This window comes from Pseudomonas sp. GB2N2, assembly GCF_054897705.1.
Window position 1 is genome coordinate 740559 of the sequence record NZ_CM142701.1, and the last position, 25299, is coordinate 765857.

Here is a 25299-nt window from a genome sequence, read left to right on the forward strand (position 1 = left end):
CGCTCGTGATAGCATCCGCGCCTATGAAGTTTCCAGGAAGAATAACCAGCGGCGTGCTGATGCTGATTACCAGCTGCGCGGCGCTGGCGCAAAGTGAATTGGATGTGCGGATCAAACCGTCCAACGATGAACTGAAGGCCAATATAGAAGGCTATATCGGTAGCCTCGGCGATCGTGACGAGCAAGCGTTGCTGCGCTTCAGTCGTGGCGCCGAAGAGCAGGCGCGCAAGGCCGCCCAGGCCTTGGGCTATTACCAGCCGCAGATCGACACCGACGTCAAGGGCGGCGACAAGCCACGCCTGATCATGAAAATCGATCCCGGCGAGCCCGTGCATTTGCGCAACGTCACGATTCGCATCGACGGTCCAGCGGCCTCTCTCAAAGCCTTTCGTGTACCTAAAACTGACGCGCTGAAAACCGGCGCGGTGCTCAATCATGGTCGCTACGAAGACGCCAAGCGCCTGATCCAGAATCAGGCGTCGCGCTATGGCTTCTTCAGTGGCTATTTCACCAAACAGAAACTGGCGGTCGACCCGCGCGCTGGTGTCGCCGACATCGAACTGATCTACAACAGCGGCCCGCGCTACGCCATGGGCAACGTCAGTTTCGAAGGCGACACGCCGTTCGACGAAGACTTGCTGCAGCGCATGGTGCCGTTCAAGGCCGGTGATCCTTACGACTCGGAATTGATTGCCGAACTGAACCAGAACCTGCAATCCAGCGGCTATTTCGAGGGCGTGCGAGTCGATGCCGCGCCGACCGCATCAAAGAACGACGTGATCCCGGTGGACGTCAAGCTCGAAACTCGCAAACCCCGGACAATGGGCCTCGGCCTGGGTTATTCGACTGACGTCGGCCCGCGGGTCAAGGCTAACTGGACTCGCCACTGGGTCAACCCGCAAGGCCACAGCTATGGCTGGGAAACTGAAATTTCGGCGCCCCGGCAAAACGTCGGCGTGTTCTACGACATTCCGCTCGATCCGCCATTGACCGACAAATTGCGTTTCGCCGGCGGCTATCAGAGCGAGGAAATCGCCGACAAGGACAGCCTGAGCAAACTGCTGACGATCGGCCCGGAATGGCACAGCAAGCTGCCCAGCGGCTGGCAGCGCGTGGTGTCGCTGAAATGGCAACGTGAAGAATATCGACTCGGCGACGACTCGGGCCTGAGTACGTTGCTGATGCCCGGCGTCAGCTATTCCTACCTGAAAAGCGACAACCGCATCGATCCGCACAACGGCTATCGCCTGCAATTCGAAACCAAAGTGGCCAAGGAAGGCTTGGGTTCCGACACGAACCTGGTTTACGGCACCGCGCTGGTGAAAGGCCTGACCACGGTGTTCGATAAACACCGTTTCCTCGGGCGGGTTCAGGTGGGCGGCAGCGCCACCAACGGCTACAGCTCGGTGCCGCCGTCGCTGCGCTTCTTTGCCGGTGGCGATCAGAGCGTGCGCGGTTACGATTATCAGAGCCTGTCCCCGGAAAATTCCGACGGCGACCGCATCGGCGGCCGCTACATGGTTGCCGGCAGCGTCGAGTATCAATACTCCATCGCCGAAAAATGGCGGGTCGCCACGTTTATCGACCAAGGCAACTCCTTCAACACACTCGAACTGCCCGACCTCAAGACCGGTGTCGGCATCGGTGTACGCTGGGTGTCTCCCGTGGGGCCGATCCGCCTCGACCTGGCCCATGCGCTGGACGACGACGGCGGCATTCGACTGCACTTTTCCATGGGGCCTGAGCTGTGACGCGTGGTTTGAAAGTAACGCTGCTGGCGATTCCCGCGCTGTTGATGCTGGTGCTGCTGGCCGTGACCACGGTACTCGGCACGGCGACCGGGAGCCGCTGGGCGCTGGGATTTGTGCCGGGTTTGACCGTCGAGAACTTCCAGGGTCGGCTGGGCGGGCAGTGGAGCGCCGACCATCTGCTCTGGCAGCAGGGCACCCGTCGGGTCGAACTGGACAAGGTGATTTTCGCCTGGTCACCGTTGTGCCTGACGCGCATGACCCTGTGCATCGGGCAATTGAAAGCGGATCAGGTCAGCCTGCAATTCCCGCCCGGCACTGACGAACCCGGCAGCGGCCCGATCACCCTGCCTGACTTGAAATTGCCATTGGCGATCGAACTGGGGGACGTACAGGTCGGCAGCCTGCTGTTCAACGGCAGCGAAGAACTTAAGGGCCTGCAACTGGCGGCGCACTGGACTGAGCAGGGTTTGCGCATCGATTCCGTGAGCCTGCAACGGGACGACCTGAGCCTTAACCTTTCAGGCCTGCTGCAACCCGGTGGCAACTGGCCGCTGAACGCCGAGGGCAAATTGACGCTGCCGGCCCCCGAGCCGTGGACGCTGGACCTGAAAGTCGACGGCGACCTGCTGAAAACCCTCAACCTCAAGGCCGACAGCCACGGTTACCTGAACGGCCAGTTGACCGGTGAATTGCAACCGCTGGTGGAAAACCTGCCGGCCAAAGTGCGGATCACGGCGGACGGCTTCAAGCCCAGCGCCGATCTACCGGACACCCTGCAACTTAATCAACTTGAACTCACCGGCGACGGCGACCTGAAAAACGGTTATCAGTTGCGCGGCACCGCGACGCTGCCCGCCGAGAAAGGCCCGGTCGCGCTGTTGCTGCAAGGCAAAGTCGACGCCAACGGCGCGCAAATCGCCGGCCTCGATCTGACGGCCAACGACAAGCAAAGCCTCAAGCTCTCAGGGGTTCTGGACTGGAGCAAGGGTTTCAGCGCCCAGGCAAAAATCGATTGGCTGGATTTCCCTTGGCATCGGCTCTACCCGTTGATCGACGAGCCGGAAGTGGCCCTGCGCAGCTTCAACGGTGAAGTTTCCTACACCGACGGCAACTACCTCGGCAACTTCAAAGCTGCGCTGGATGGTCCGGCCGGGGCGTTCAGCCTGAGCAGCCCGTTCGCCGGAGACCTGACGAAGATCTACCTGCAACAGATTCAGCTCGTGGCCGGGCAGGGCAAGGCCGACGGGCACCTGAACCTGCAATTTGCCGATGGCATCGCCTGGGACACCGCGCTCGACCTGTCGGCGATCAACCCGGCGTACTGGGTCGCGCAATTGCCCGGCACGTTGGCAGGACCGTTGCGCAGCACAGGCGAGATGAAGAATGAAAAGCTCAGCCTGAGTGCGGACCTCGATCTGAAAGGAAAATTGCGAGGGCAACCGGCGATTCTGCAAGCCAAGGCCGATGGCGGTGGCGAGCAATGGAATCTCAACGCGCTGCAGATTCGACTGGGCGACAACAGCGTCACCGGCAAGGGCAGCCTGCAACACAAGCTCGTTGGCCAGATCGACATCAAACTGCCGCGCCTGGCCCAGCTATGGCCGCAACTGCGCGGCCAACTCAACGGTCGCGTCGATGTCGCTGGCACGCTCAAGGCGCCGCAAGGCAAGCTCGGGCTGCAAGGCACGCAACTGGCATTCGAAGAAAATCGCCTGCAAAGCTTGAATCTCGACGCGACACTCGACAGCGCGCAACGGGCGAAAATCGACTTCAAGGGCAGTGGCATTCAGGCCGGCGACACCGCGCTGGGCACGCTGACGGCGAGCGGCCAAGGCGATATCAACAACCAGAAACTGGCACTTGATCTGCAAGGTACTCAACTGAAACTGGCGCTCGGCGTCGACGGCAATCTGGACAAAGGCAACTGGCGCGGGCGTCTGTCTAATGGCGATATCCAGGCCGGCGGTCAGGACTGGAAGCTGCAAGGTCCAGCGAAACTGGAACGCTTGGCGGACGGCAAAATCAACCTCGGCGCACATTGCTGGATGTCCGGGCCGGCCAGTTTGTGCGGTGAAGACCAGCGCCTGATGCCGGAGCCGAAGTTGCGTTTCCACCTCAAACAATTCCCGATCGACAGCCTCGCGCAGTGGTTACCCAAGGATTTCGCCTGGAAGGGCCAGCTCAACGCCGACCTGCAACTGGACCTGCCGGCCAGCGGCCCGAATGGCCAGGTCAGCCTCGACGCCAGCGACGGCACGCTGCGTATCAAGGACAAGGATCAGTGGCTGGACTTCCCGTACCAGACCCTGAAACTGACCAGCAAACTCACGCCCAAGCGCATCGATTCCGACCTCAACTTCGTCGGCGGCAAACTCGGCGAACTGAATGTGCAGGCGCAGATCAATCCGCTGGCGAAAAACAAACCGCTGAGCGGCGCGTTCCGTCTCAATGGACTCGATCTGTCCGTGGCGCGGCCGTTTGTGCCGATGGTTGAGAAAATGAGCGGGCGCCTGAATGGCAGCGGCACAATTGCCGGCACGCTGATGGCGCCGTTGGTGAACGGCAATCTGCTGCTCAGCGACGGTGAAATCTCTGGCCCTGAGTTGCCGGTGGACATTCAGGCCCTGCAACTGCAAGCGGTGATCGCTGGCGAAACCGTGCAGCTGAACGGCGGCTGGAAAAGCGGCAAGAGCGGGCAGGGTAGCCTGAACGGCAACGTCGCCTGGGGTCAGGCGCTGGTGGTGGATCTGGCGCTCAAGGGCACGCAATTACCGGTCTCTGTCGAGCCGTACGCCAAACTGGAAATGGCGCCGGACCTGAAGATTTTGATGAAAGGGGATGAACTCGCCATCTCCGGCAAAGTGCGGGTGCCGAAGGGTGAAATCATCGTGCGCGAATTGCCGCCATCGACGGTCAAGGTCTCCGATGACACGGTGATCATCGGCCAACAAACCGCAGAGGGCAAACCGCCGCTGGCGATGAAAATGGACATCGATGTGGTGGTCGGCGAGGACAAACTGAGCTTTGCCGGGTTTGGCCTGACCGCGAACCTGCAAGGGCACGTGCACATTGGCGACAACATGGACACCCGCGGCGAGCTGTGGCTCAACGACGGGCGTTACCGCGCCTACGGCCAGCGGCTGACGGTGCGCCGCGCGCGCCTGTTGTTTGCCGGGCCAATCGATCAGCCCTATCTGGACATCGAGGCGATTCGCCAGACCGATGACGTGATTGCCGGTATTCGCTTGAGTGGCAGCGCCGAGCAGCCAACCACACAGATTTTCTCCGAACCGGCGATGAGCCAGGAACAGGCCTTGTCCTATCTGGTGCTGGGGCGTCCGTTGAGCACCACCGGTGAGGACAACAACATGCTGGCGCAGGCCGCGCTGGGGCTGGGCTTGATGGGCAGCTCCGGGGTGACCGGCAAACTGGCAAACGACCTGGGGATTCAGGATTTCCAGCTCGACACCCAAGGCAGTGGCAACACCACCAGCGTGGTTGCCAGCGGCAATCTCTCTGAGAAGCTCAGCCTTCGATACGGGGTTGGCGTATTTGAGCCGGCCAACACCATTGCCTTGCGCTACAAGTTGAGCAAAAAGGTGTACCTCGAAGCGGCGGGTGGCGTGGCCAGTTCCCTGGATATCTTCTACAAGCGAGATTTCTAAACCCCGTCCTCTCAAAACCGAATGGCTCCCATCGCTGGCGAGCCAGCTCCCACAGGTTTACCGAAACCCCTGTGGGAGCTGGGCTTGCCAGCGATGGCGTCAGTGTGCATGGCACAAAATCCGACACCATTTATCCGCTAAATACAAAGCAACCTAACTAATACATTGACATTCGCTGCCTAGGCAGTAACATCTCGTCATACATTCTCTGCCTAGGCAGCTAATCGGTGACTCGATGAAACATTTCACCCCCGACGAATTCAAGAATTGCCATCTCGGTCTCCTCCTCGGGCGGGCTGCGCTGCTCAAGGACCGGATCATTGATACGCACATGGAGCCCCACGGCATCACCGCCGCGCAGTTCAAAGTGCTGATCATCATGGCCCAGTACGGCGTCGATACCCCGGCCGAACTGTGCCGGCACCTGTCCCTCGACAGCGGTTCGATGACCCGCATGCTCGATCGTCTGGAACAGAAAAGCTTCCTCGCCCGCCAACGCTCTGAAGCAGACCGACGTCAGGTGCAGCTTGTGTTAACTGAGCAAGGCCAGCAACTGGCTGGCCGCTTGCCGGAAATCGGTGCCGACGCCATGAACGAACTGGCCGGTGCGATCACCCCGCAAGAACTGGAAACCCTGGAACGGATCCTGAAGAAAATTTTAGTGGCAGCCGGTGACTCGATCACGCTGCTGCGGGTAGGTGACAAATGAGCAGCAACGTCTTGCGTACCGGCCTGAGCCTGGTGCTCGCCGCCATGACCCTGGCCGGTTGCGCCAGTTACAGCGGCCTGACCACCGAAGGCCAGAGCCTCGATGCGAAAACCCTCAAGGCCGGGCAATCCCTGAGTGGCGTGACCCTGTCGGCGGCGGCCTGGCCGAAAAGCGACTGGTGGAAAAGCCTCGGTGACCCGCAACTCGACGGCCTGATCCGCGAAGCCCTGCACGACAGCCCCGACATGCAGATCGCCGACGCCCGCGCCCATCAGGCCAGCGCCGCCGCATACGCCGCCGACGCTGCGCGCATGCCAACGCTGGATGCCAGCGCCGGCGTCAGCCGTTCCCGCCTGTCCCGCGATCAGGATCCGAGGGGCGAGGGTGGTGCGTACGCCACCGTGCGTAACATCGGCGCCAGCTTCAATTACAACTTCGATCTCTGGGGTGGTCAGCGCGACGCCTGGGAAGCCGCGCTGGGCCAGGCTCGCGCTGCCGAAGTCGATCAGCAGTCGGCGCAACTGACCCTGGCGGCCGATGTCGCTCGCGCCTACAGCGATCTGGGCCAGGCGCACATTGTTCATGACCTGGCGCAGGAAGACCTCAAGCGCACCAAACAAATGCTCGACCTGAGCCAGCGTCGCTTGAGCTCCGGGATCGACAGCCAGTACCAGTTCCAGCAAACCCAAAGCCTCGAAGCGACCTCCGAAGCCAGTCTGATCGACGCCGAAAAACGCCTGCAAAGCGCGAAAATTACTTTGGCGGTATTGCTGGGCAAAGGCCCGGACCGAGGCAATGAAATCGTCCGCCCGAAAATTCTCCAGGCCAGCGCCGTCGCCTTGCCATCGGTACTGCCCGCCGAGCTGCTGGGCCGTCGTCCTGACCTGGTGGCTGCGCGCTGGCGGGTCGAGGCGGCGAGCAAGAACATTGCCGCTGGCAAGACCCAGTTTTATCCGAACCTGAACCTTAGCGCTGCTGCCGGTGCCGAATCCTTATTGGGCGACGCGATGTTCGGTTCCGCCAGTCGGTTCTTCAACATTGCGCCGACGATCTCTGTACCGATTTTCGATGGCGGCCGTTTGCGCGCCGACCTCGATTCCCGCGACGCCGACTACGACCTCGCGGTGGCGCAGTACAACAAAAGCCTGGTGAAAGCGCTGGGTGATGTCAGTGACACGATCAACCAGTTGCGCGACATCGGCCGGCAGATCGGCGCTCAGCAACATGCGACCGACATTGCCCAGGACTCCTACAACACCGTGGTCCAGCGTTACGGTTCCGGCATCGGAAACTATCTGGACGTGCTCAGCATCGAGCAGCAATTGCTCCAGGCCCAGCGTCAGCTGGCCAACCTGAATGCCGAGCAGATCGATCTGTCGATTCAACTGATGCAAGCGCTGGGCGGCGGTTTTCAGGGCGACACCCTGACCGCGGCCAACGCAACCCCAGCCACGCAGCACAACTAATTCAAGGTAATGGTCATGGCCACTGCAGAAAATCCCCAAACCGCTGACAACGCACCAGACACCAGTAACCCGCGCAAACGCAAAATCATGCTGGTGATCCTGGCCATCGTGGTGATCCTCGCCGCGATCGGCGTCTGGGGTTATCACGAATTCTACGGGCGCTGGAACGAAAGCACCGACGACGCCTACGTGAACGGCAACGTGGTGGAAATCACCCCGCTCGTCACCGGCACCGTCGTGAGCATCGGCGCCGATGACGGCGATCTGGTTCACGAAGGCCAGGTATTGGTCAATTTCGACCCGAACGACGCCGAAGTCGGCCTGCAAAGTGCCCAGGCCAATCTGGCCCGCACCGTGCGCCAGGTTCGCGGCTTGTACAGCAACGTCGACGGCATGAAAGCCCAGGTCAACGCGCAGCAGGCTGAAGTGCAGAAGGCGCAGGACAACTTCACCCGCCGAAAAAACCTTGCTGCTGGCGGGGCAATTTCCCAGGAAGAACTGTCCCACGCCCGTGACGACCTGACCTCGGCACAAAACGCCTTGGCCAACGCGAAACAGCAACTGAAAACCACCAGCGCGCTGGTCGATGACACCGTGGTGTCGTCGCACCCGGACGTAATTTCGGCGGCCGCGCAATTGCGTCAGGCTTACCTGAATAACTCGCGCAGCACCTTGATCGCGCCGGTGACTGGCTACGTTGCTAAACGCTCCGTGCAACTGGGTCAACGGGTCCAGCCGGGCACCGCGCTGATGGCGGTGATTCCGCTGGATCAACTGTGGATCGACGCCAACTTCAAGGAAACCCAACTGCGTGACATGCGCATCGGTCAGCCGGTGGATATCGAAGCTGACCTGTACGGTAGCGACGTGAAGTTCAGCGGCACCATCGACAGCCTTGGTGCGGGCACCGGTAGCGCCTTTGCCTTGCTGCCGGCGCAAAACGCCACCGGCAACTGGATCAAGATCGTGCAGCGAGTGCCGGTGCGCATTCACATCAACGCCCAAGAGTTGGCAAAACACCCATTGCGCGTGGGCCTGTCGACTCAGGTCGATGTGAACCTGCACGATCAGAGCGGCCCGGTCCTGGCGCAACAGCCGCCGCAAAAGGCCTCGTTCAGCACCAACGTGTATGACCGTCAATTGGCCGAGGCTGACGCGATGATCACGCAGTTGATCCACGACAACAGCGCTGCAGTCAGCAAAACCGTGCAACGCTGATTTGCCATGACACCGACCCTGTGGGAGCGGGCTTGCCCGCGATGACGGCGCAACATTCAACACACATGTCGAATGTGAATTCGCTATCACGGGCAAGCCCGCTCTCACAGGGTCCAGCGTGTCTCTAACAGGTGCAGCGCCCCTCTGGTTTCATAGGATTCGCGATGAGCAATAACGCGTCATTCACCCCGCCCAGCCTGCTGCTCGCCACCATCGGCCTGTCGCTGGCGACCTTCATGCAAGTGCTCGATACGACCATCGCCAACGTGGCGTTGCCGACGATTTCCGGCAACCTCGGCGTGAGTTCGGAGCAGGGCACGTGGGTGATCACTTCGTTCGCGGTGAGCAACGCGATTGCGCTGCCGCTGACCGGCTGGCTGAGCCGGCGCTTTGGTGAGGTGAAACTGTTTCTCTGGGCAACCATTCTGTTCGTGCTGGCCTCGTTTCTCTGCGGCATTTCCACCTCGATGCCGGAGCTGATCGGCTTTCGTGTGCTGCAAGGCCTGGTGGCCGGGCCGTTGTACCCGATGACCCAGACGCTGCTGATCGCGGTGTATCCCCCCGCCAGGCGTGGCATGGCCCTGGCGTTACTGGCGATGGTCACGGTGGTCGCGCCGATTGCCGGGCCGATCCTGGGCGGCTGGATCACTGACAGCTACAGCTGGCCGTGGATCTTCTTTATCAACGTGCCGATCGGGATTTTCGCCGTGATGGTCGTACGCTCGCAGCTCAAGGCGCGTCCCGTGGAAACCAGCCGTCAGCCGATGGATTACGTCGGTTTGATTTCGCTGATCATTGGTGTCGGCGCGTTGCAGGTGATCCTCGACAAGGGCAACGACCTCGACTGGTTCGAATCCAGCTTCATCCTCATTGGCGCGGCCATTTCGGTGGTTGCACTGGCGGTGTTCATCATCTGGGAAATGACTGACAAGCATCCGGTCGTCAACCTGCGGCTGTTCGCTTACCGCAACTTCCGCATCGGCACGATCGTGCTGGTGCTGGGTTACGCCGGGTTCTTCGGGATCAACCTGATCCTGCCGCAATGGCTGCAAACCCAGATGGGCTACACGGCAACGTGGGCCGGGCTGGCGGTGGCGCCGATCGGTATTCTGCCGGTGTTGATGTCGCCGTTTGTCGGCAAATACGCGCACAAGTTCGACCTGCGGTTGCTGGCCGGTCTGGCGTTCCTGGCGATTGGCCTGAGCTGCTTCATGCGCGCCGGGTTCACCAGCGAAGTGGACTTCCAGCACATCGCCCTGGTGCAGCTGTTCATGGGCATTGGCGTGGCGCTGTTCTTCATGCCAACCCTGAGCATCCTGATGTCAGACCTGCCGCCGAACCAGATCGCCGACGGCGCAGGCCTCGCAACATTTCTGCGGACCCTGGGCGGTAGCTTTGCGGCGTCGTTGACCACGTGGATCTGGATTCGCCGGGCGGACCAGCATCATGCCTACATGAGCGAAAGCATCAGCACCTACGAACCGGCGACCCGCGAGGCGTTGCAGAACCTGGGCGGGGCGAGCAACCCGGCGTATGCGCAGCTGGATCATGTGCTGACCAGCCAGGCGTACATGCTCTCCACCGTGGATTACTTCACGCTGCTGGGGTGGGCGTTCATGGGGTTGATCGTGATTGTCTGGCTGGCGAAACCGCCGTTCGCCGCGAAGGCCGGGCCTGCTGCCAGCGGTCACTGAGCCCCGCGCGGTCAAATTGCAGGAGTGAGACCGGCTTGCCGGCGATAGCGGTATCAAATTCAACAGCTTTGTTGACTGATACACCGCTATCGCGAGCAGGCTCACGCCTACAGTGGGATTTGTGTTTGGCGTTAGTTCGCGGGTGCGGCGAGTTGTGGCGGCGGGGCGAAGTCAAACGGCGCCAACGCAAACCCGTTCTCATCCACCTGCAACGCCCATCCCTGACGATCCCAATCCCCCAGCACAATGCGCTTGGCCGCCTGCTCGCCAATTTGCAACTTGTGGATGGCCGGGCGGTGGGTATGGCCGTGGATCAACGTCTTGACGCCAAAGGCCTGCATTACTCGCGGTACTTCTTCCGGCGTGACATCGACAATGTCGTTTGCCTTCATCCGCGTTTGCGCACGGCTTTCGCTGCGCAGCTTGCGGGCAAGTTTATCCCGGGTGCTCAACGGCAGATGCCGCAGGATAAACAGCGTGATGGGGTTACGCAGGTAGCGACGCAGCTTCATATACGCCACGTCGCGGGTGCAGAGGCTGTCGCCGTGCATCAACAGCACCGGTTCGCCGTAGAACTGCACGACACTCGGGTCCTTCAGCAAGTTGCCGCCGGCCTGTTTGCAGAAGGCCTGGCCGAGCATGAAGTCGCGATTACCGTGCATCAGAAAAATCGCCGTGCCGCTGTCGCTGAGATCGCGCAAGGCCTGGCAGATGGAACGCTGAAAGGGCGTCATGGCATCGTCGCCAATCCACGCCTCGAAAAAGTCGCCGAGAATGTACAACGCACTCGCCGAACGGGCGCGTCCGGCGAGCAAATCCAGAAACGCCCGGGTAATGTCCGGGCGCTCCTCTTCCAGATGCAAGTCTGAAATCAGCAATATCACTCAATAATCTCGGCTTTCTCGATGATCACGTCGTCTGCTGGCACGTCCTGGTGGCCGGATTTCATGGTGGTGGAAACACCTTTGATCTTGTCGACAACTTCAGTACCGGAAACGACTTTGGCGAATACCGCGTAGCCCCAGCCCTGGGTGGTCTTGGCGCTGTGGTTGAGGAAGCTGTTGTCAGCAACGTTGATGAAGAACTGCGCGGAAGCCGAATGCGGCTCCATGGTGCGGGCCATGGCGACCGTGTACTTCTCGTTCGGCAGGCCGTTGTCGGCTTCGTTCTGGATGCTTGGGCGCTTGTCTTTCTTTTCTTTCATGCCTGGCTCGAAACCGCCGCCCTGGATCATGAAGTTACCGATGACGCGGTGGAAAACGGTGTTTTCGTAGTGACCGGCGTTGACGTACTCGATGAAGTTGGCAACGGTCAGCGGTGCCTTTTCAGCGTTCAGTTCCAGGACGATGTCGCCATGGTTGGTGGTCAGTTTGACTTGGGTCATGATCGGTACTCTTTGAATGAATTCGTGGGTTTCAGGGCGTTTCGCCCCCAACCGGTCTGGCCGTCAATGGCCAAGATGCGCAGTTTAGCGCGACAGGCGCGAATTTCGAGGCAGTTTTTCATGTGCAGCCGATTAAATGCAGCCGTTTTCAGGCCTGCTCTGTCAGCGGCTTGACGGCATCGGCTATGATAGCGGCTTTGTTTTGTCAGGCTGTCTTCCGGCCGCGCACTTGTACGTTCAAGGATCCTATGAGCAAGCCCACTGTCGACCCTACCTCGAATTCCAAGACCGGCCCTGCCGTGCCGGTCAATTTCCTGCGCCCGATCATCCAGGCGGACCTGGACTCGGGTAAGCACACGCAGATCGTCACCCGTTTCCCGCCCGAGCCCAACGGCTACCTGCACATCGGTCACGCCAAGTCGATCTGTGTGAACTTCGGCCTGGCCCAGGAATTCGGCGGCGTTACCCACCTGCGTTTCGACGACACCAACCCGGCCAAGGAAGACCAGGAATACATCGACGCGATCGAAAGCGACGTCAAATGGCTGGGCTTCGAATGGTCCGGTGAAGTGCGCTATGCCTCGCAGTATTTCGACCAATTGCACGACTGGGCCGTCGAGCTGATCAAGGCCGGCAAGGCCTATGTCGATGACCTGAGCCCGGAACAGGCCAGGGAATATCGTGGCACGTTGACCGAACCGGGCAAGAACAGCCCGTTCCGTGATCGCAGCGTCGAAGAGAACCTCGACTGGTTTGCGCGCATGAAGGCCGGCGAGTTCAAGGACGGCGCACGTGTGCTGCGGGCCAAGATCGACATGGCCTCGCCGAACATGAACCTGCGCGACCCGATCATGTACCGCATCCGTCACGCGCATCACCACCAGACCGGCGACAAGTGGTGCATCTACCCGAACTACGACTTCACCCACGGTCAGTCGGACGCCATCGAAGGCATCACCCACTCGATCTGCACCCTGGAATTCGAAAGCCATCGTCCGCTGTACGAGTGGTTCCTCGAACACCTGCCGGTGCCGGCGAACCCGCGCCAGTACGAATTCAGCCGCCTGAACCTGAACTACACCATCACCAGCAAGCGCAAGCTCAAGCAGCTGGTCGATGAAAAGCACGTTCACGGTTGGGACGATCCGCGCATGTCGACGCTGTCGGGTTTCCGCCGTCGCGGCTACACCCCGGCGTCGATCCGCAATTTCTGCGACATGATCGGCACCAACCGTTCCGACGGCGTGGTCGACTTCGGCATGCTGGAATTCAGCATCCGTCAGGACCTGGACCAGAACGCCCCGCGTGCCATGTGCGTGCTGCGTCCGCTGAAGGTCGTGATCACTAACTACCCGGAAGACCAGGTCGAGCACCTCGAACTGCCCCGTCACCCGCAGAAAGAAGAGCTGGGCGTGCGCCAACTGCCGTTCGCGCGTGAAATCTACATCGACCGCGATGACTTCATGGAAGAGCCACCGAAGGGCTACAAGCGCCTGGAGCCGAACGGCGAAGTGCGTCTGCGCGGCAGCTACGTGATCCGTGCCGAAGAAGCGATCAAGGACGCCGACGGCAACATCGTCGAACTGCGTTGCTCGTACGATCCGGACACCCTGGGCAAGAACCCTGAAGGCCGCAAGGTCAAAGGCGTGGTGCACTGGGTGCCGGCCGCGGCCAGCGTCGAGTGCGAAGTGCGCCTGTACGATCGCCTGTTCCGTTCGGCCAACCCTGAGAAGGCCGAAGACAGCGCCAGTTTCCTGGACAACATCAACCCTGACTCGCTGCAAGTGCTGACCGGTTGTCGTGCTGAACCCTCGCTGGGCAATGCACAGCCGGAAGACCGTTTCCAGTTCGAGCGCGAAGGTTACTTCTGCGCGGATATCAAAGACTCGAAACCCGGTCATCCGGTATTCAACCGTACCGTGACCTTGCGTGATTCGTGGGGCCAGTGATTCAAGGAACCTCAAAAGTGCTTTCGATCTACAACACGCTCACCAAGAGCAAAGAAGTGTTTAAGCCGCTGGATGGCAACAAGGTGCGCATGTATGTCTGCGGGATGACCGTGTACGACTACTGCCACCTGGGCCACGGCCGCAGCATGGTCGCGTTTGACCTGGTGACCCGCTGGTTGCGGTTCAGCGGTTACGAACTGACCTACGTGCGCAACATCACCGACATCGACGACAAGATCATCAATCGGGCCAACGAGAACGGCGAGTCGTTCGAAGCCTTGACCGAGCGCATGATCGCGGCGATGCACGAAGACGAAGCGCGCCTGAACATCCAGAAGCCGGACATGGAACCGCGCGCCACCGGGCATATTCCCGGCATGCACGCGATGATCCAGACTTTGATCGACAAGGGTTACGCCTACGCCCCGGGCAATGGCGATGTGTACTATCGCGTCGCCAAATTCATGGGCTACGGCAAGCTGTCGCGCAAGAAAATCGAAGACCTGCGCATCGGCGCTCGGATCGAAGTCGACGAGTCCAAACAGGACCCGCTGGACTTTGTGCTGTGGAAAGGCGCCAAGCCCGGTGAGCCGAGCTGGGCTTCGCCGTGGGGCGACGGCCGTCCGGGCTGGCACATCGAGTGCTCGGTGATGTCGACCTGCTGCCTCGGTGAGACCTTCGATATTCATGGCGGCGGCAGCGACCTCGAGTTCCCGCATCACGAAAACGAAATCGCCCAGAGCGAAGCGGCCACCGGCAAGACCTACGCCAACGCGTGGATGCATTGCGGGATGATTCGCATCAATGGCGAGAAGATGTCCAAGTCGTTGAACAACTTCTTCACCATTCGCGATGTGCTGGAAAAGTACCACCCGGAAGTCGTGCGTTATCTGCTGGTGTCGAGCCACTACCGCAGCGCGATCAACTATTCGGAAGATAACCTCAAGGACGCCAAAGCCGCCCTCGAGCGTTTCTACCATGCGTTGAAAGGCCTGCCAAACGTGGCACCGGCGGGCGGCGAAGCCTTTGTCGAGCGCTTCACCCAAGTGATGAATGATGACTTTGGCACGCCGGAAGCCTGTGCGGTGCTGTTCGAGATGGTTCGCGAGATCAACCGTCTGCGCGAGAGTGATCTCGATGCGGCGGCGGGTTTGGCGGCGCGTCTGAAAGAACTGGCGAGCGTGCTGGGTGTGTTGCAGCTGGAGGCGGACGACTTTCTGCAGGCCGGCGCTGAAGGGCGGGTCGATGCGGCTGAAGTCGATGCGTTGATTGCTGCGCGTCTGGCGGCGCGAGCCGGCAAGGACTGGGCCGAATCCGACCGCATCCGCGACCAGCTCACCGCCATGGGCGTGGTGCTGGAAGACGGCAAGGGCGGCACGACCTGGCGTCTGGCTGACTGATTGCTGCGCTGGCTACCAACAAAACCCGCCTTGTGCGGGTTTTTGTTTGATCGTTCCTCATTCCGACTGGCGCAACCGCTTGTAAAGGGTGTTACGGCTAACCCCGAGCCGTCGGGCCAGATGGGAGATATTGCCGCCAGCCGCCTGCAACTGCCGATTCAAATCCTCCACATTATTCAAATCAACCGCCACGGGTTCATCCGCCTCAAGCGGTTCCATTTCCATGTCCACAAAAAAATCATCCGGCAAATGCTCCGGCCGTACCGGTTGTTCCTCGGCCATCGCCAGCGCCACCTGCATCACGCTGCTGACCTGGCGCAAATTCCCCGGCCATGGATGACGGCTGAACAACTCCATCACCTCGCTGCTCAACCCGGCCCATTGCGCCGGTTCACGGTGCTGTTCCCACAAGCGCTTGAACAGCGCCTGCTTGTCGCTGCGTTCCCTGAGCGGAGGTAACTCAAGGGTCAAGCCGCCGATGCGGTAATACAGATCCTCGCGAAATCGCCCCAACTGCACCTGTTCGCGCAAGGAACGGTTCGTCGCTGAAATAATCCTGATATCGACCGGGAACAGCTCGCTGCTGCCCACCGGTTGCACGCAACGCTCCTGCAAAACCCTCAACAGTCGCGCCTGGGTGGGCAACGGCATGTCACCGATTTCATCAAGAAACAGCGTGCCTTTGTCGGCCTTGCGAATCAGGCCGATGCTGCCTTTTTGATTGGCGCCGGTGAACGCGCCTTTTTCGTAGCCGAACAGTTCTGATTCCACCAGTTCGGCGGGGATCGCCGCACAGTTGACCGCAATGAACGGCTGTTTATTCCGAGAGCTGGCCTGATGCAGTGCCTTGACGAACACTTCCTTGCCGACCCCGGTTTCGCCGTGGATCAACAGTGGGATGTCCTTCTCCAGCAAGCGTTCGGCCTGACGCACGGCTTTTTCCACGCGACTGTCGCCGAAGTGCAGGGTATTGAGGCTGATGGCGGCCGCGGCGGGCGCGGCAACCGTGGGCTCAGCGAACACCCGGGCCTGAACCGGCGCCTGCTTCGGCCGCTTTAACAGACACTGAAAGCGATTGCGCCCGGAGGCCTGAAGGGAGAAGGGCAGGCCATCCGGCTGATTTAACAGTTCCAGCAACGAAACCTTGAACAGGCTCTCGACACTGACCCGCGACAGGCTGATACCGAGCAAATTATCGGCCCGGCGATTGGCCGAAAGCACCTGACCGGTCTCGTCGAAAATCAGCAACCCGGCCCATTGGCTGTCGAGGTTGTTCAACCCGGTGTTGAACGTCAGTTGAAAATGCTGGCCGTGGAACAGGTTGAGGATCAGCCGATTTTCCACGGTCTGGCTCATCATCTTGACCATGCCGAGGGTGTGGGACGGCGGCAGGTAGCTGTCGCTGGACACGTCCAGCACCGCGATGACCTTGCGTTCGGCATCGAAAATCGGTGCGGCGGAACCGGTCATGAAGCGGTTGGCCTTGAGGAAGTGTTCGTCGTGCTCGATGTGCACCGCCTGCTCGCAAGCCAGCGCGGTGCCGATCGCATTGGTGCCGCTGCAACGCTCTATCCAGCTGGCGCCGGCGCTGAAGCCACGGGTCAGGTTCGGCTCGATGAAGCGTTGGGTGCCCCATGAGGTCAGCACCTGGCCCTGATTGTCGGCGAGCATGATCAGGCAGTTGGAGTTGCTCAGGATGTTCTCGTAGTAGGGCAAGACTTCCTGATGCGTGGTCTGCACCAGTGAATGCTGGCTCTCCAGCAGGTGCGCGATGTCCGCGGCGGGTAGCTGATCGAACGCCGGGGCGCTTTGGTGATCGAGCCCGAACGCACGGCAACGGGACCAGGAGTCCTGGATGATGGCGTCGTGGGAGAGCGGCGAGGCGGGTGCGGCCATGGCAGTCGATCTCTGAGCTTTTATTGTTTTTGTTTTAGGTAACGCGTGGTTCTTTTTCCGTACCGCTTACTACCTGACGCGACACAGGATCGTGGTGAATTCGGGCATTCGTGCCGGAAAAACCATCCGTAGAGTGTTGTTCACTATTGTTCATTGTCAACGGTTCAATTGTTCAGTTGTTCAACCGCAGTTGTTCATTTCTGTTCAGCAACGAAAGCGGCCCCAACGCCGTTTCAGGTATTTCTTAACCAGATCAACAGCTTGGAATTTCTGGCACGAAACTCGCTCTACTGCTCCGGTCGCTTGACTCCAATAATAAAAAGGCCGAGCCATGTCACTCACTCTGGAGCACGTCAGCCGCACCGTCGAGGGTCAGACCTGGATCGATGATGCGTGCCTTAGTTTTGAACCCGGTTCCTTCAACGTTTTGCTCGGCCGTACGCTGTCCGGCAAAACCAGTCTCATGCGCCTGATGGCCGGCCTGGACAAGCCCGACAGCGGGCGCATCCTGATGAACGGCGTCGATGTCACCCAGCGCCCGGTGCGTCTGCGCAACGTGTCGATGGTCTATCAGCAGTTCATCAATTACCCGACCATGACGGTGTTCGAAAACATCGCCTCGCCATTGCGCCAGGGCGGTATGTCTAACGAGTTGATCCAGAGCAAAGTGCTGGAAACCGCGAGGATGCTGCGCATCGAGAAATTTCTGCAGCGCCATCCGCTGGAACTCTCCGGCGGCCAGCAGCAACGCACAGCGATGGCGCGGGCGCTGGTCAAAGATGCCGAACTGATCCTGTTCGACGAACCGCTGGTCAACCTCGACTACAAGCTGCGCGAAGAACTGCGCCAGGAAATGCGCGAGCTGTTCAAGGCGCGCCATACCATTGCGATCTACGCCACCACCGAACCCAACGAAGCGTTGGCGCTTGGCGGCACTACGACCATTCTTCACGAAGGCCGGGTGATCCAGAGCGGCAAGGCGCCCGAGGTCTATCACCAGCCGCAAAGCGTGCTGGCGGCAGAACTGTTCTCCGAGCCGCCGATCAACCTGATGCCGGGGCGGATTGCCGGCAACGAAGTCAGCTTCGCCAATTTCATCCATTTTCCGCTGAACGTCGATTTGCGCCCGGTGGGCGAGGGCGAGTTCCGCTTCGGCGTGCGCCCCAGCCATATCTCGCTGGTGCCGAGCAACGACGATGACCTCGAACTGGCGGTGACCGTCGAGGTCGCCGAGATCAGCGGTTCGGAAACCTTCCTTCACGTGCGCAACGAACACTTTCTGTTGGTGCTGCATTTGCCCGGTGTTCACGAATACGACGTCGATGCGCCGATTCGCATCTACATCCCGACCCATAAACTGTTTGTGTTCGATGCGCAGGGGCGGCTGGTCCAGGCGCCCGGTCGCCGCATCGCGAGGGTTGCCTGATGGCCGAAATCCGTTTGCAGAACCTCGCCCACAGCTATAGCCGCACGCCGAGCGGTCCCGAGGATTACGCGATCCGCGAGATGGACCACATTTGGGAGCAGGGCGGCGCCTATGCCTTGCTCGGGCCTTCGGGTTGCGGCAAATCAACCTTGCTCAACATCATTTCCGGGTTGCTCAGCCCGTCCCAGGGCCATGTGCTGTTCGACGGCAAAGCGGTCAACGACCTGACCCCGGAGAAGCGCAACATCGCTCAGGTTTTCCAGTTCCCGGTGGTCTACGACACCATGACGGTGTTCGACAACCTGGCCTTTCCGCTGCGTAATCAGGGCATGCCCGAGGCAAAAATCCACAGCAAGGTCCAGGAAATCGCCGAGGTCCTCGACCTTCAGTCACTGCTGAGCAAGAAGGCACGCAACCTCACCGCCGATGAAAAACAGAAAGTTTCGATGGGCCGTGGCCTGGTGCGTGATGACGTCTCGGCGATCCTCTTCGATGAGCCGCTGACGGTGATCGACCCGCACCTGAAGTGGAAGCTGCGGCGCAAGCTCAAGCAGATCCACGAGCAGTTCAACATCACCATGGTCTACGTCACCCACGATCAACTGGAGGCGTCGACCTTCGCCGACAAGATCGCGGTGATGTACGGCGGACAGATTGTCCAGTTCGGCACGCCTCGCGAGTTGTTCGAACGGCCCAGCCACACCTTTGTCGGTTATTTCATCGGCAGCCCGGGGATGAACCTGATCGACGTGCAGCCGCAACCGGGCGGCGTCGGTTTCGCCTCGACGCATTTGCCGTTGTCCGACGCGCAACAGCAACGCATCGCCGAGTCAGAGTGGAAAACCCTGAAGGTCGGCATCCGTCCGGAGTTCGTGCACGTGTGGGACGAGCCGTTCGATGACGCGATGCAGGCAAAGGTCGTACACGTCGAAGACCTCGGCACCTACAAAATCATGACCCTGAACCTCGACGGCGTGCCGCTGAAAGTACGCCTCGCCGAAGACAAGCCTGTGCCTGAAGGCACGGCGTACATCAGTTTTCCCGCGCAATGGCTGATGGTCTATGCCGATGATTACTTGCTGGAGGTGCAGCCATGAACAAGGTGCAGAACAACAAGGCCTGGTGGCTGGTCCTGCCGGTGTTTTTGCTGGTGGCGTTCAGTGCGGTCATCCCGATGATGACGGTGGTCAACTATTCGGTGCAGGACATCTTCGACCAGTCCAGCCGCTACTTTGTCGGCGCCGACTGGTACAGGCAAGTCTTGCTCGACCCACGGCTGCACGATTCGCTGCTGCGGCAATTCATCTATTCCGGTTGCGTGCTGCTGATTGAAATTCCGCTGGGCATCGCCATCGCCCTGACCATGCCGACCAAAGGCCGCTGGTCGTCGCTGGTGCTGATAATACTGGCAATTCCGCTGCTGATTCCCTGGAACGTGGTCGGAACCATCTGGCAGATTTTCGGCCGCGCCGACATTGGTTTGCTCGGTTCGAGCCTCAACGCCATGGGCATCAACTATAACTATGCGGCCAACACCATGGACGCCTGGGTCACGGTGCTGGTGATGGACGTGTGGCACTGGACCTCGTTGGTGGCGCTGTTGTGTTTCTCCGGATTGCGGGCGATTCCGGACGTGTATTACCAGGCGGCGCGGATTGATAGGGCGTCGGCCTGGGCGGTGTTCCGACACATCCAGTTGCCCAAGCTCAAGAGCGTCTTGCTGATCGCGGTGATGCTGCGGTTCATGGACAGTTTCATGATCTACACCGAGCCGTTCGTGCTCACGGGCGGTGGGCCGGGGAATGCCACGACCTTCCTCAGCCAGACCCTGACGCAAATGGCCATCGGCCAATTCGACCTCGGCCCGGCGGCAGCTTTCTCGCTGGTGTACTTCCTGATCATCCTGTTGGTGTCCTGGCTGTTCTACACCGCCATGACTCACTCTGACGCCAACCGCTGAGGTCTGCCATGAGCAAGAGAAAGATTATTCCACTGCTGATCTACATCCTGTTCCTGCTGGTGCCGATCTACTGGCTGCTGAACATGTCCTTCAAGAGCAACACCGAAATCCTCAGTAGCCTGACGTTGTTTCCACAGGATTTCACCTTGGCCAACTACAAGGTGATTTTCACCGATCCGGCCTGGTACACCGGTTACCTCAACTCGCTGTATTACGTAAGCCTGAACACGGTAATTTCCCTGAGCGTGGCGCTGCCCGCGGCGTATGCGTTCTCGCGTTATCGCTTCCTCGGCGACAAGCACCTGTTCTTTTGGCTGCTGACCAACCGCATGGCACCGCCGGCGGTCTTTCTGCTGCCGTTCTTCCAGCTGTATTCCTCGATCGGTCTGTTCGACACGCACATCGCGGTGGCATTGGCGCATTGCCTGTTCAACGTGCCGTTGGCGGTGTGGATTCTCGAAGGCTTCATGTCCGGGGTGCCGAAGGAAATCGACGAAACCGCCTACATTGATGGCTACAGTTTCCCCAAGTTCTTCGTGAAGATTTTCGTGCCGCTGATTGGCTCCGGGATCGGCGTGACGGCGTTCTTCTGCTTCATGTTTTCCTGGGTCGAATTGTTGCTGGCGCGCACGCTGACCTCGGTCAACGCCAAGCCGATCGCGGCGGTGATGACCCGCACGGTCTCGGCGTCCGGTATCGATTGGGGCGTACTGGCAGCGGCGGGGGTGTTGACTATCCTGCCGGGCATGCTGGTGATCTGGTTTGTTCGCAACCACGTGGCCAAGGGCTTTGCCCTCGGCCGGGTATGAGGAACTGATGATGGAATGGATGAGCTGGACAGTCCCTACTGCGGCGTTCTTCATCGTCATTGGCCTGATTCTGGTGGGCATGACGACCTGGGAATTGCGTTCGCCGAGCGTTCTTCGGCGTGGTTTGTTGCCGATTGCCACCACCCGTGGCGATCGGCTGTTTATCGGTCTTCTCGGCAGCGCCTACCTGCATTTGCTGGTAATCGGCGTCACCGACTGGAGCATCTGGGTAGCGTCCGCGTTGTCCCTGGTGTGGCTGTTGGCTGTGATGCGTTGGGGCTAGTCGAATCGCTCGGCAATGTTGCTCCGAAACTCAATAAGGAGGTCTTATGTTCGATAAAAACAATAAGCTGCGACATAGCATTTCATTGGCAGCCATGCTGGCACTCAGCGGTTTGAGCGCTTCGGCATGGGCCGATGCCTATGAAGAAGCCGCAAAGAAATGGATCGGCAGTGAGTTCAAGCCGTCCACCCTGACGGCCGATCAGCAGCTCGCGGAACTGAAATGGTTCATCAAGGCCGCGGAGCCGTTTCGGGGGATGGACATCAAGGTGGTCTCGGAAACCCTGACCACCCACGAGTATGAATCCAAGGTACTGGCCAAGGCCTTCACCGAGATCACCGGAATCAAGGTGACCCACGACCTGCTGCAAGAAGGCGATGTGGTCGAAAAACTGCAGACCGTGATGCAATCGGACAAGAGCATTTATGACGGCTGGGTCAACGACTCGGACCTGATCGGCACGCACTTCCGCTATGGCAAGACCGAGGCGATCACTGATCTGATGGCCAATGTAGGTAAAAACTTCACATCGCCGACTCTGGATCTCAAGGATTTCATCGGTCTGTCCTTCACCACCGCTCCCGACGGCAAGCTCTATCAATTGCCCGATCAGCAGTTCGCCAACCTGTACTGGTTCCGCGCCGACTGGTTCGAGCGCCCGGAACTGAAAGCCAAGTTCAAGGAAAAGTACGGTTACGAGTTGGGCGTTCCGGTGAACTGGTCGGCTTATGAAGACATTGCCAAGTTCTTCAGCGAAGACGTCAAGGAAATCGACGGCAAGCGCATCTACGGGCACATGGACTACGGCAAGAAAGACCCATCCCTGGGCTGGCGCTTCACCGATGCCTGGTTCTCCATGGCCGGTGGCGGTGACAAGGGCTTGCCGAACGGCTTGCCGGTGGACGAGTGGGGTATCCGTGTAGAGGATTGCCACCCGGTCGGCTCCAGCGTCACCCGTGGTGGCGACACCAACGGCCCGGCGGCGGTCTTTGCCACTACCAAATACGTCGACTGGCTCAAGGCCTACGCACCACCGGAAGCGGCGGGCATGACCTTCTCCGAGTCCGGCCCGGTACCGTCCCAAGGCAACATCGCCCAGCAGATCTTCTGGTACACAGCGTTCACCGCCGACATGACTAAACCGGGTTTGCCGGTGGTCAACGCCGATGGCACGCCGAAGTGGCGCATGGCCCCTTCGCCGCGCGGTCCGTACTGGGAAGAGGGCATGAAACTGGGTTATCAGGACGTGGGTTCCTGGACGTTCATGAAGTCCACGCCTGAGAAACAGAAACTGGCAGCCTGGCTCTACGCACAGTTTGTGACCTCGAAAACCGTGTCGCTGAAGAAAACCATCGTCGGTCTGACGCCGATTCGCGAGTCGGACATCAACTCGCAAGCGATGACCGACCTGGCTCCGAAACTCGGTGGCCTGGTGGAGTTCTACCGCAGCCCGGCCCGCGTGCAATGGACTCCGACCGGGACCAACGTGCCGGATTATCCGCGTCTGGCGCAACTGTGGTGGAGCCACATCGCCGAAGCCGCCAGCGGCGACAAAACTCCGCAACAGGCACTGGATGGGCTGGCCAAGGATCAGGACGCAATCATGTCCCGCCTGGAACGCTCGAAAGCGCAAACCACGTGCGCACCGAAAATGAACCCTGAGCGCGATGCGCAATACTGGTTCGACCAACCGGGCGCACCGAAACCGAAACTGGCCAACGAAAAACCTAAAGGCGAAACCGTGAGCTACAACGAACTGCTGAAATCATGGGCAGACGCGCGTAAGTAATGGCTGGGTTGTGAAAGGCGAACGGCACCGCAAGGTGCCGTTTTTGTTTGTGTCTGTTCTATCGCTATCGCCAGGCCGGCTACGACAGGTACGTTCGCTGCAAATCGTACGTGCATCCACAACCCCCTGTAGGAGCGAGCCTGCTCGCGATGGACGTCCAGACAACGCGTTCATCCCTGCAACACGCGTTATCGTTGACGTCCATCGCTGGCAAGCCAGCTCCCACAGGGAAAGCGTACGAGCCATGAGCCAGGTCGGCTGGCAGGCCGCTTCTGCAAATGACTCGCCGTAAGGGCGAAACCGATGCAGCCGTTACCGCAGGAATGGATATGTACGCCGGAGGAGGGGGAACAGAAGCAACAAATCCCACAAACGCAAAAACGGCACCCGAAGGTGCCGTTTCTGTTTTCCAGCATTTACCGCTTAAGCGATCAACCTGCCAGCACAGCCTGCTTGACCAGCACCAGCAACGGCTGTGGATACAGACCAATGAAGAACGCGAGTGCCGCGATGGCCAGCAGCATCACGCCGCCTGCACGTTGTTCCCAGTGCAGTTGCGCGTCGTGGCGACGCAGGTTCGGTTCGATCAGGTACAGGGTGACCATCACACGCAGGTAGTAGAAGACGCCGATGGCGCTGCCCAATACCAGGGAACCGACCAGCCACCATTGGTGCGACTCGACGCCGGTGGCGATGATGTAGAACTTGCCGATGAAGCCTGCGGTCAGCGGGATACCGGCCAGGGACAGCATCATCACGGTCAGTACGGCGGTCAGGTACGGACGGCGCCAGAACAGGCCGCGGTATTCGTACAGGGCGTCGGCGTCACGGCCGTTGTACGGCGAGGACATCAGCGTGATCACGCCGAACGCGCCGAGGCTGGTGATCACGTAGGTGACCAGGTACACGCCGATGGCTTCCACGGCCAGACCTTTGCTCGCCACCAGGGCGATCAGCAGGTAGCCGAAGTGGGCGATGGACGAGTAACCCAGCAGACGCTTGAGGTTGCTCTGGGTCAGTGCCAGCAGGTTGCCGAACAGGATCGAAGCGACCGCAATCACGCTGAGCACGTCGCTCAATACACCGCTGCTGGCGGCTGGCGAGATCTGGAACAGACGCACCATCACCGCAAACACCGCGACTTTCGAAGCGGTCGCGAGGAACGCCGCCACCGGTGCCGGAGCCCCTTCGTAAACGTCCGGGGTCCAGAGGTGGAACGGTACCAGCGACAGCTTGAAGGCCAGGCCGATCAGCATCATGCCCAGGCCCAGTTGCGCCAGCGAGCTTGGCAGACCGGTCGCCGCGAGCGCATGGCCGATACCGCTGAAGCTCAGGCTGCCGGAGTCGGCGTAGAGCAAGGCCATGCCGAACAACAGGAACGCCGAGCCGGCGGCCGACAGCACCATGTACTTGATGCCGGCTTCCAGCGAACGCTTGTTGAAGAAGGCATACGCCACCAGACCGTAGACCGGCACCGACAACAGTTCCAGACCGATGAACAACCCGGCCAGGTGCTGCGCGCTGACCAGAACCAGGCCGCCGAGGGCCGACATCAGGATCAGCAGGTACAGTTCTTCGCGGTTGCCTGGGTAACCCGAACCGCCATCGCCGAGGTAGGCGTGGGCGAGCGTCACACAGGCGAGGGTGGCGACCAGGATCAGCGCCATGTACAAACAGGCGAAGCTATCGATCTGCAGCAGCGGAGTCACGGCCAGAGGCGCGACTTTCAAGGCTGGCAGGATCGACAGCAATGCCAGGTTCAGGCCTGCCACGGAAATCAGGAAGGTCTGCGAGTGGTTGCGGCGCCAGGCGATCGCCAGCATCACCACGATGATGGTGACGGTGGTGATCAGCAGCGGCGCCAGCGCGATAAAGTGTTGAGTCGTGAATTCCATAGCGC

Annotated in this window: 18 protein-coding genes; 14 read left to right on the forward strand and 4 right to left on the reverse strand. The window is 60.2% G+C overall.

What is annotated here, in order from left to right; all coding sequences use genetic code 11:
- The first annotated feature begins 23 nt into the window (after positions 1–23).
- The 6 genes from ACYZT4_RS03415 to ACYZT4_RS03440 all read left to right on the forward strand — a co-directional run bounded on the left by ACYZT4_RS03415 (position 24) and on the right by ACYZT4_RS03440 (position 10503).
- A complete protein-coding gene (locus ACYZT4_RS03415; RefSeq protein WP_461985242.1) occupies positions 24–1751 on the forward strand; it encodes an autotransporter assembly complex protein TamA in 1728 nt (575 codons plus the stop codon).
- Positions 1748–5416, forward strand: coding sequence for a translocation/assembly module TamB domain-containing protein (locus tag ACYZT4_RS03420; RefSeq protein ID WP_461985243.1), 3669 nt, complete (start codon positions 1748–1750; stop codon positions 5414–5416). Before ACYZT4_RS03415 ends, ACYZT4_RS03420 begins: the two co-directional genes overlap by 4 nt.
- 235 nt (positions 5417–5651) lie before the next feature.
- Positions 5652–6125 (forward strand): MarR family winged helix-turn-helix transcriptional regulator, encoded by a 474-nt coding sequence (locus ACYZT4_RS03425; RefSeq protein ID WP_461985245.1) that lies wholly within the window; start codon positions 5652–5654, stop codon positions 6123–6125.
- The gene (locus ACYZT4_RS03430; protein ID WP_461985247.1) at positions 6122–7591 is read left to right on the forward strand and encodes an efflux transporter outer membrane subunit; all 1470 of its coding nucleotides are present in this window, start codon (positions 6122–6124) and stop codon (positions 7589–7591) included. The genes ACYZT4_RS03425 and ACYZT4_RS03430 overlap by 4 nt, the downstream gene beginning before the upstream one ends.
- Positions 7592–7606: 15 nt before the next feature.
- A complete protein-coding gene (locus ACYZT4_RS03435) occupies positions 7607–8809 on the forward strand; it encodes an HlyD family secretion protein (protein WP_461985249.1) in 1203 nt (400 codons plus the stop codon).
- A gap of 164 nt (positions 8810–8973) precedes the next feature.
- Positions 8974–10503, forward strand: a complete 1530-nt coding sequence (locus tag ACYZT4_RS03440; protein ID WP_461985251.1) for a DHA2 family efflux MFS transporter permease subunit — start codon at positions 8974–8976, stop codon at positions 10501–10503.
- A gap of 131 nt (positions 10504–10634) precedes the next feature.
- Here the strand turns inward: ACYZT4_RS03440 and lpxH are convergent, their stop codons facing one another.
- Both lpxH and ACYZT4_RS03450 read right to left on the reverse strand, forming a co-directional pair.
- On the reverse strand, positions 10635–11387 hold the full coding sequence (gene lpxH, locus ACYZT4_RS03445) for a UDP-2,3-diacylglucosamine diphosphatase (protein WP_461985253.1): 753 nt from the start codon (positions 11385–11387) through the stop codon (positions 10635–10637).
- On the reverse strand, positions 11384–11887 hold the full coding sequence (locus tag ACYZT4_RS03450) for a peptidylprolyl isomerase (RefSeq protein WP_461985255.1): 504 nt from the start codon (positions 11885–11887) through the stop codon (positions 11384–11386). The genes lpxH and ACYZT4_RS03450 overlap by 4 nt, the downstream gene beginning before the upstream one ends.
- A 248-nt stretch (positions 11888–12135) precedes the next feature.
- On the opposite strand from ACYZT4_RS03450, the gene ACYZT4_RS03455 reads away from it, so the two are divergent.
- Together ACYZT4_RS03455 and cysS are read left to right on the forward strand one after the other, a co-directional pair.
- Positions 12136–13836: a glutamine--tRNA ligase/YqeY domain fusion protein gene (locus ACYZT4_RS03455; RefSeq protein WP_461985257.1), complete on the forward strand. Its 1701-nt coding sequence runs from the start codon at positions 12136–12138 to the stop codon at positions 13834–13836.
- A 17-nt stretch (positions 13837–13853) separates the two neighbouring features.
- Positions 13854–15236, forward strand: coding sequence for a cysteine--tRNA ligase (gene cysS, locus ACYZT4_RS03460; protein WP_461985259.1), 1383 nt, complete (start codon positions 13854–13856; stop codon positions 15234–15236).
- 57 nt (positions 15237–15293) lie between these two features.
- On the opposite strand, the gene ACYZT4_RS03465 is transcribed toward cysS, so the two are convergent.
- Complete coding sequence (locus ACYZT4_RS03465) at positions 15294–17132, reverse strand: sigma-54-dependent Fis family transcriptional regulator (protein WP_461985261.1); 1839 nt, start codon at positions 17130–17132, stop codon at positions 15294–15296.
- Between the two features lie 331 nt (positions 17133–17463).
- Between ACYZT4_RS03465 and ACYZT4_RS03470 the strand changes: the two genes are divergently transcribed.
- The 6 genes from ACYZT4_RS03470 to ACYZT4_RS03495 are packed head-to-tail and all read left to right on the forward strand — an operon-like array spanning position 17464 to position 23399.
- Entirely contained in the window at positions 17464–18558 is a 1095-nt protein-coding gene (locus tag ACYZT4_RS03470) for an ABC transporter ATP-binding protein (RefSeq protein ID WP_461985263.1), read from the forward strand.
- Positions 18558–19655 (forward strand): ABC transporter ATP-binding protein, encoded by a 1098-nt coding sequence (locus ACYZT4_RS03475; RefSeq protein ID WP_461985265.1) that lies wholly within the window; start codon positions 18558–18560, stop codon positions 19653–19655. The genes ACYZT4_RS03470 and ACYZT4_RS03475 overlap by 1 nt, the downstream gene beginning before the upstream one ends.
- Entirely contained in the window at positions 19652–20518 is an 867-nt protein-coding gene (locus ACYZT4_RS03480) for a carbohydrate ABC transporter permease (RefSeq protein ID WP_157712578.1), read from the forward strand. The genes ACYZT4_RS03475 and ACYZT4_RS03480 overlap by 4 nt, the downstream gene beginning before the upstream one ends.
- 8 nt (positions 20519–20526) lie before the next feature.
- The gene (locus ACYZT4_RS03485; RefSeq protein ID WP_461985267.1) at positions 20527–21327 is read left to right on the forward strand and encodes a carbohydrate ABC transporter permease; all 801 of its coding nucleotides are present in this window, start codon (positions 20527–20529) and stop codon (positions 21325–21327) included.
- A gap of 10 nt (positions 21328–21337) precedes the next feature.
- Complete coding sequence (locus tag ACYZT4_RS03490) at positions 21338–21610, forward strand: DUF2160 domain-containing protein (RefSeq protein ID WP_392890280.1); 273 nt, start codon at positions 21338–21340, stop codon at positions 21608–21610.
- A gap of 46 nt (positions 21611–21656) precedes the next feature.
- Positions 21657–23399: an ABC transporter substrate-binding protein gene (locus tag ACYZT4_RS03495; RefSeq protein ID WP_461985269.1), complete on the forward strand. Its 1743-nt coding sequence runs from the start codon at positions 21657–21659 to the stop codon at positions 23397–23399.
- A gap of 431 nt (positions 23400–23830) precedes the next feature.
- Here the strand turns inward: ACYZT4_RS03495 and nuoN are convergent, their stop codons facing one another.
- Positions 23831–25294, reverse strand: coding sequence for an NADH-quinone oxidoreductase subunit NuoN (nuoN, locus tag ACYZT4_RS03500; RefSeq protein ID WP_461985271.1), 1464 nt, complete (start codon positions 25292–25294; stop codon positions 23831–23833).
- Between the last annotated feature and the right edge of the window lie 5 nt (positions 25295–25299).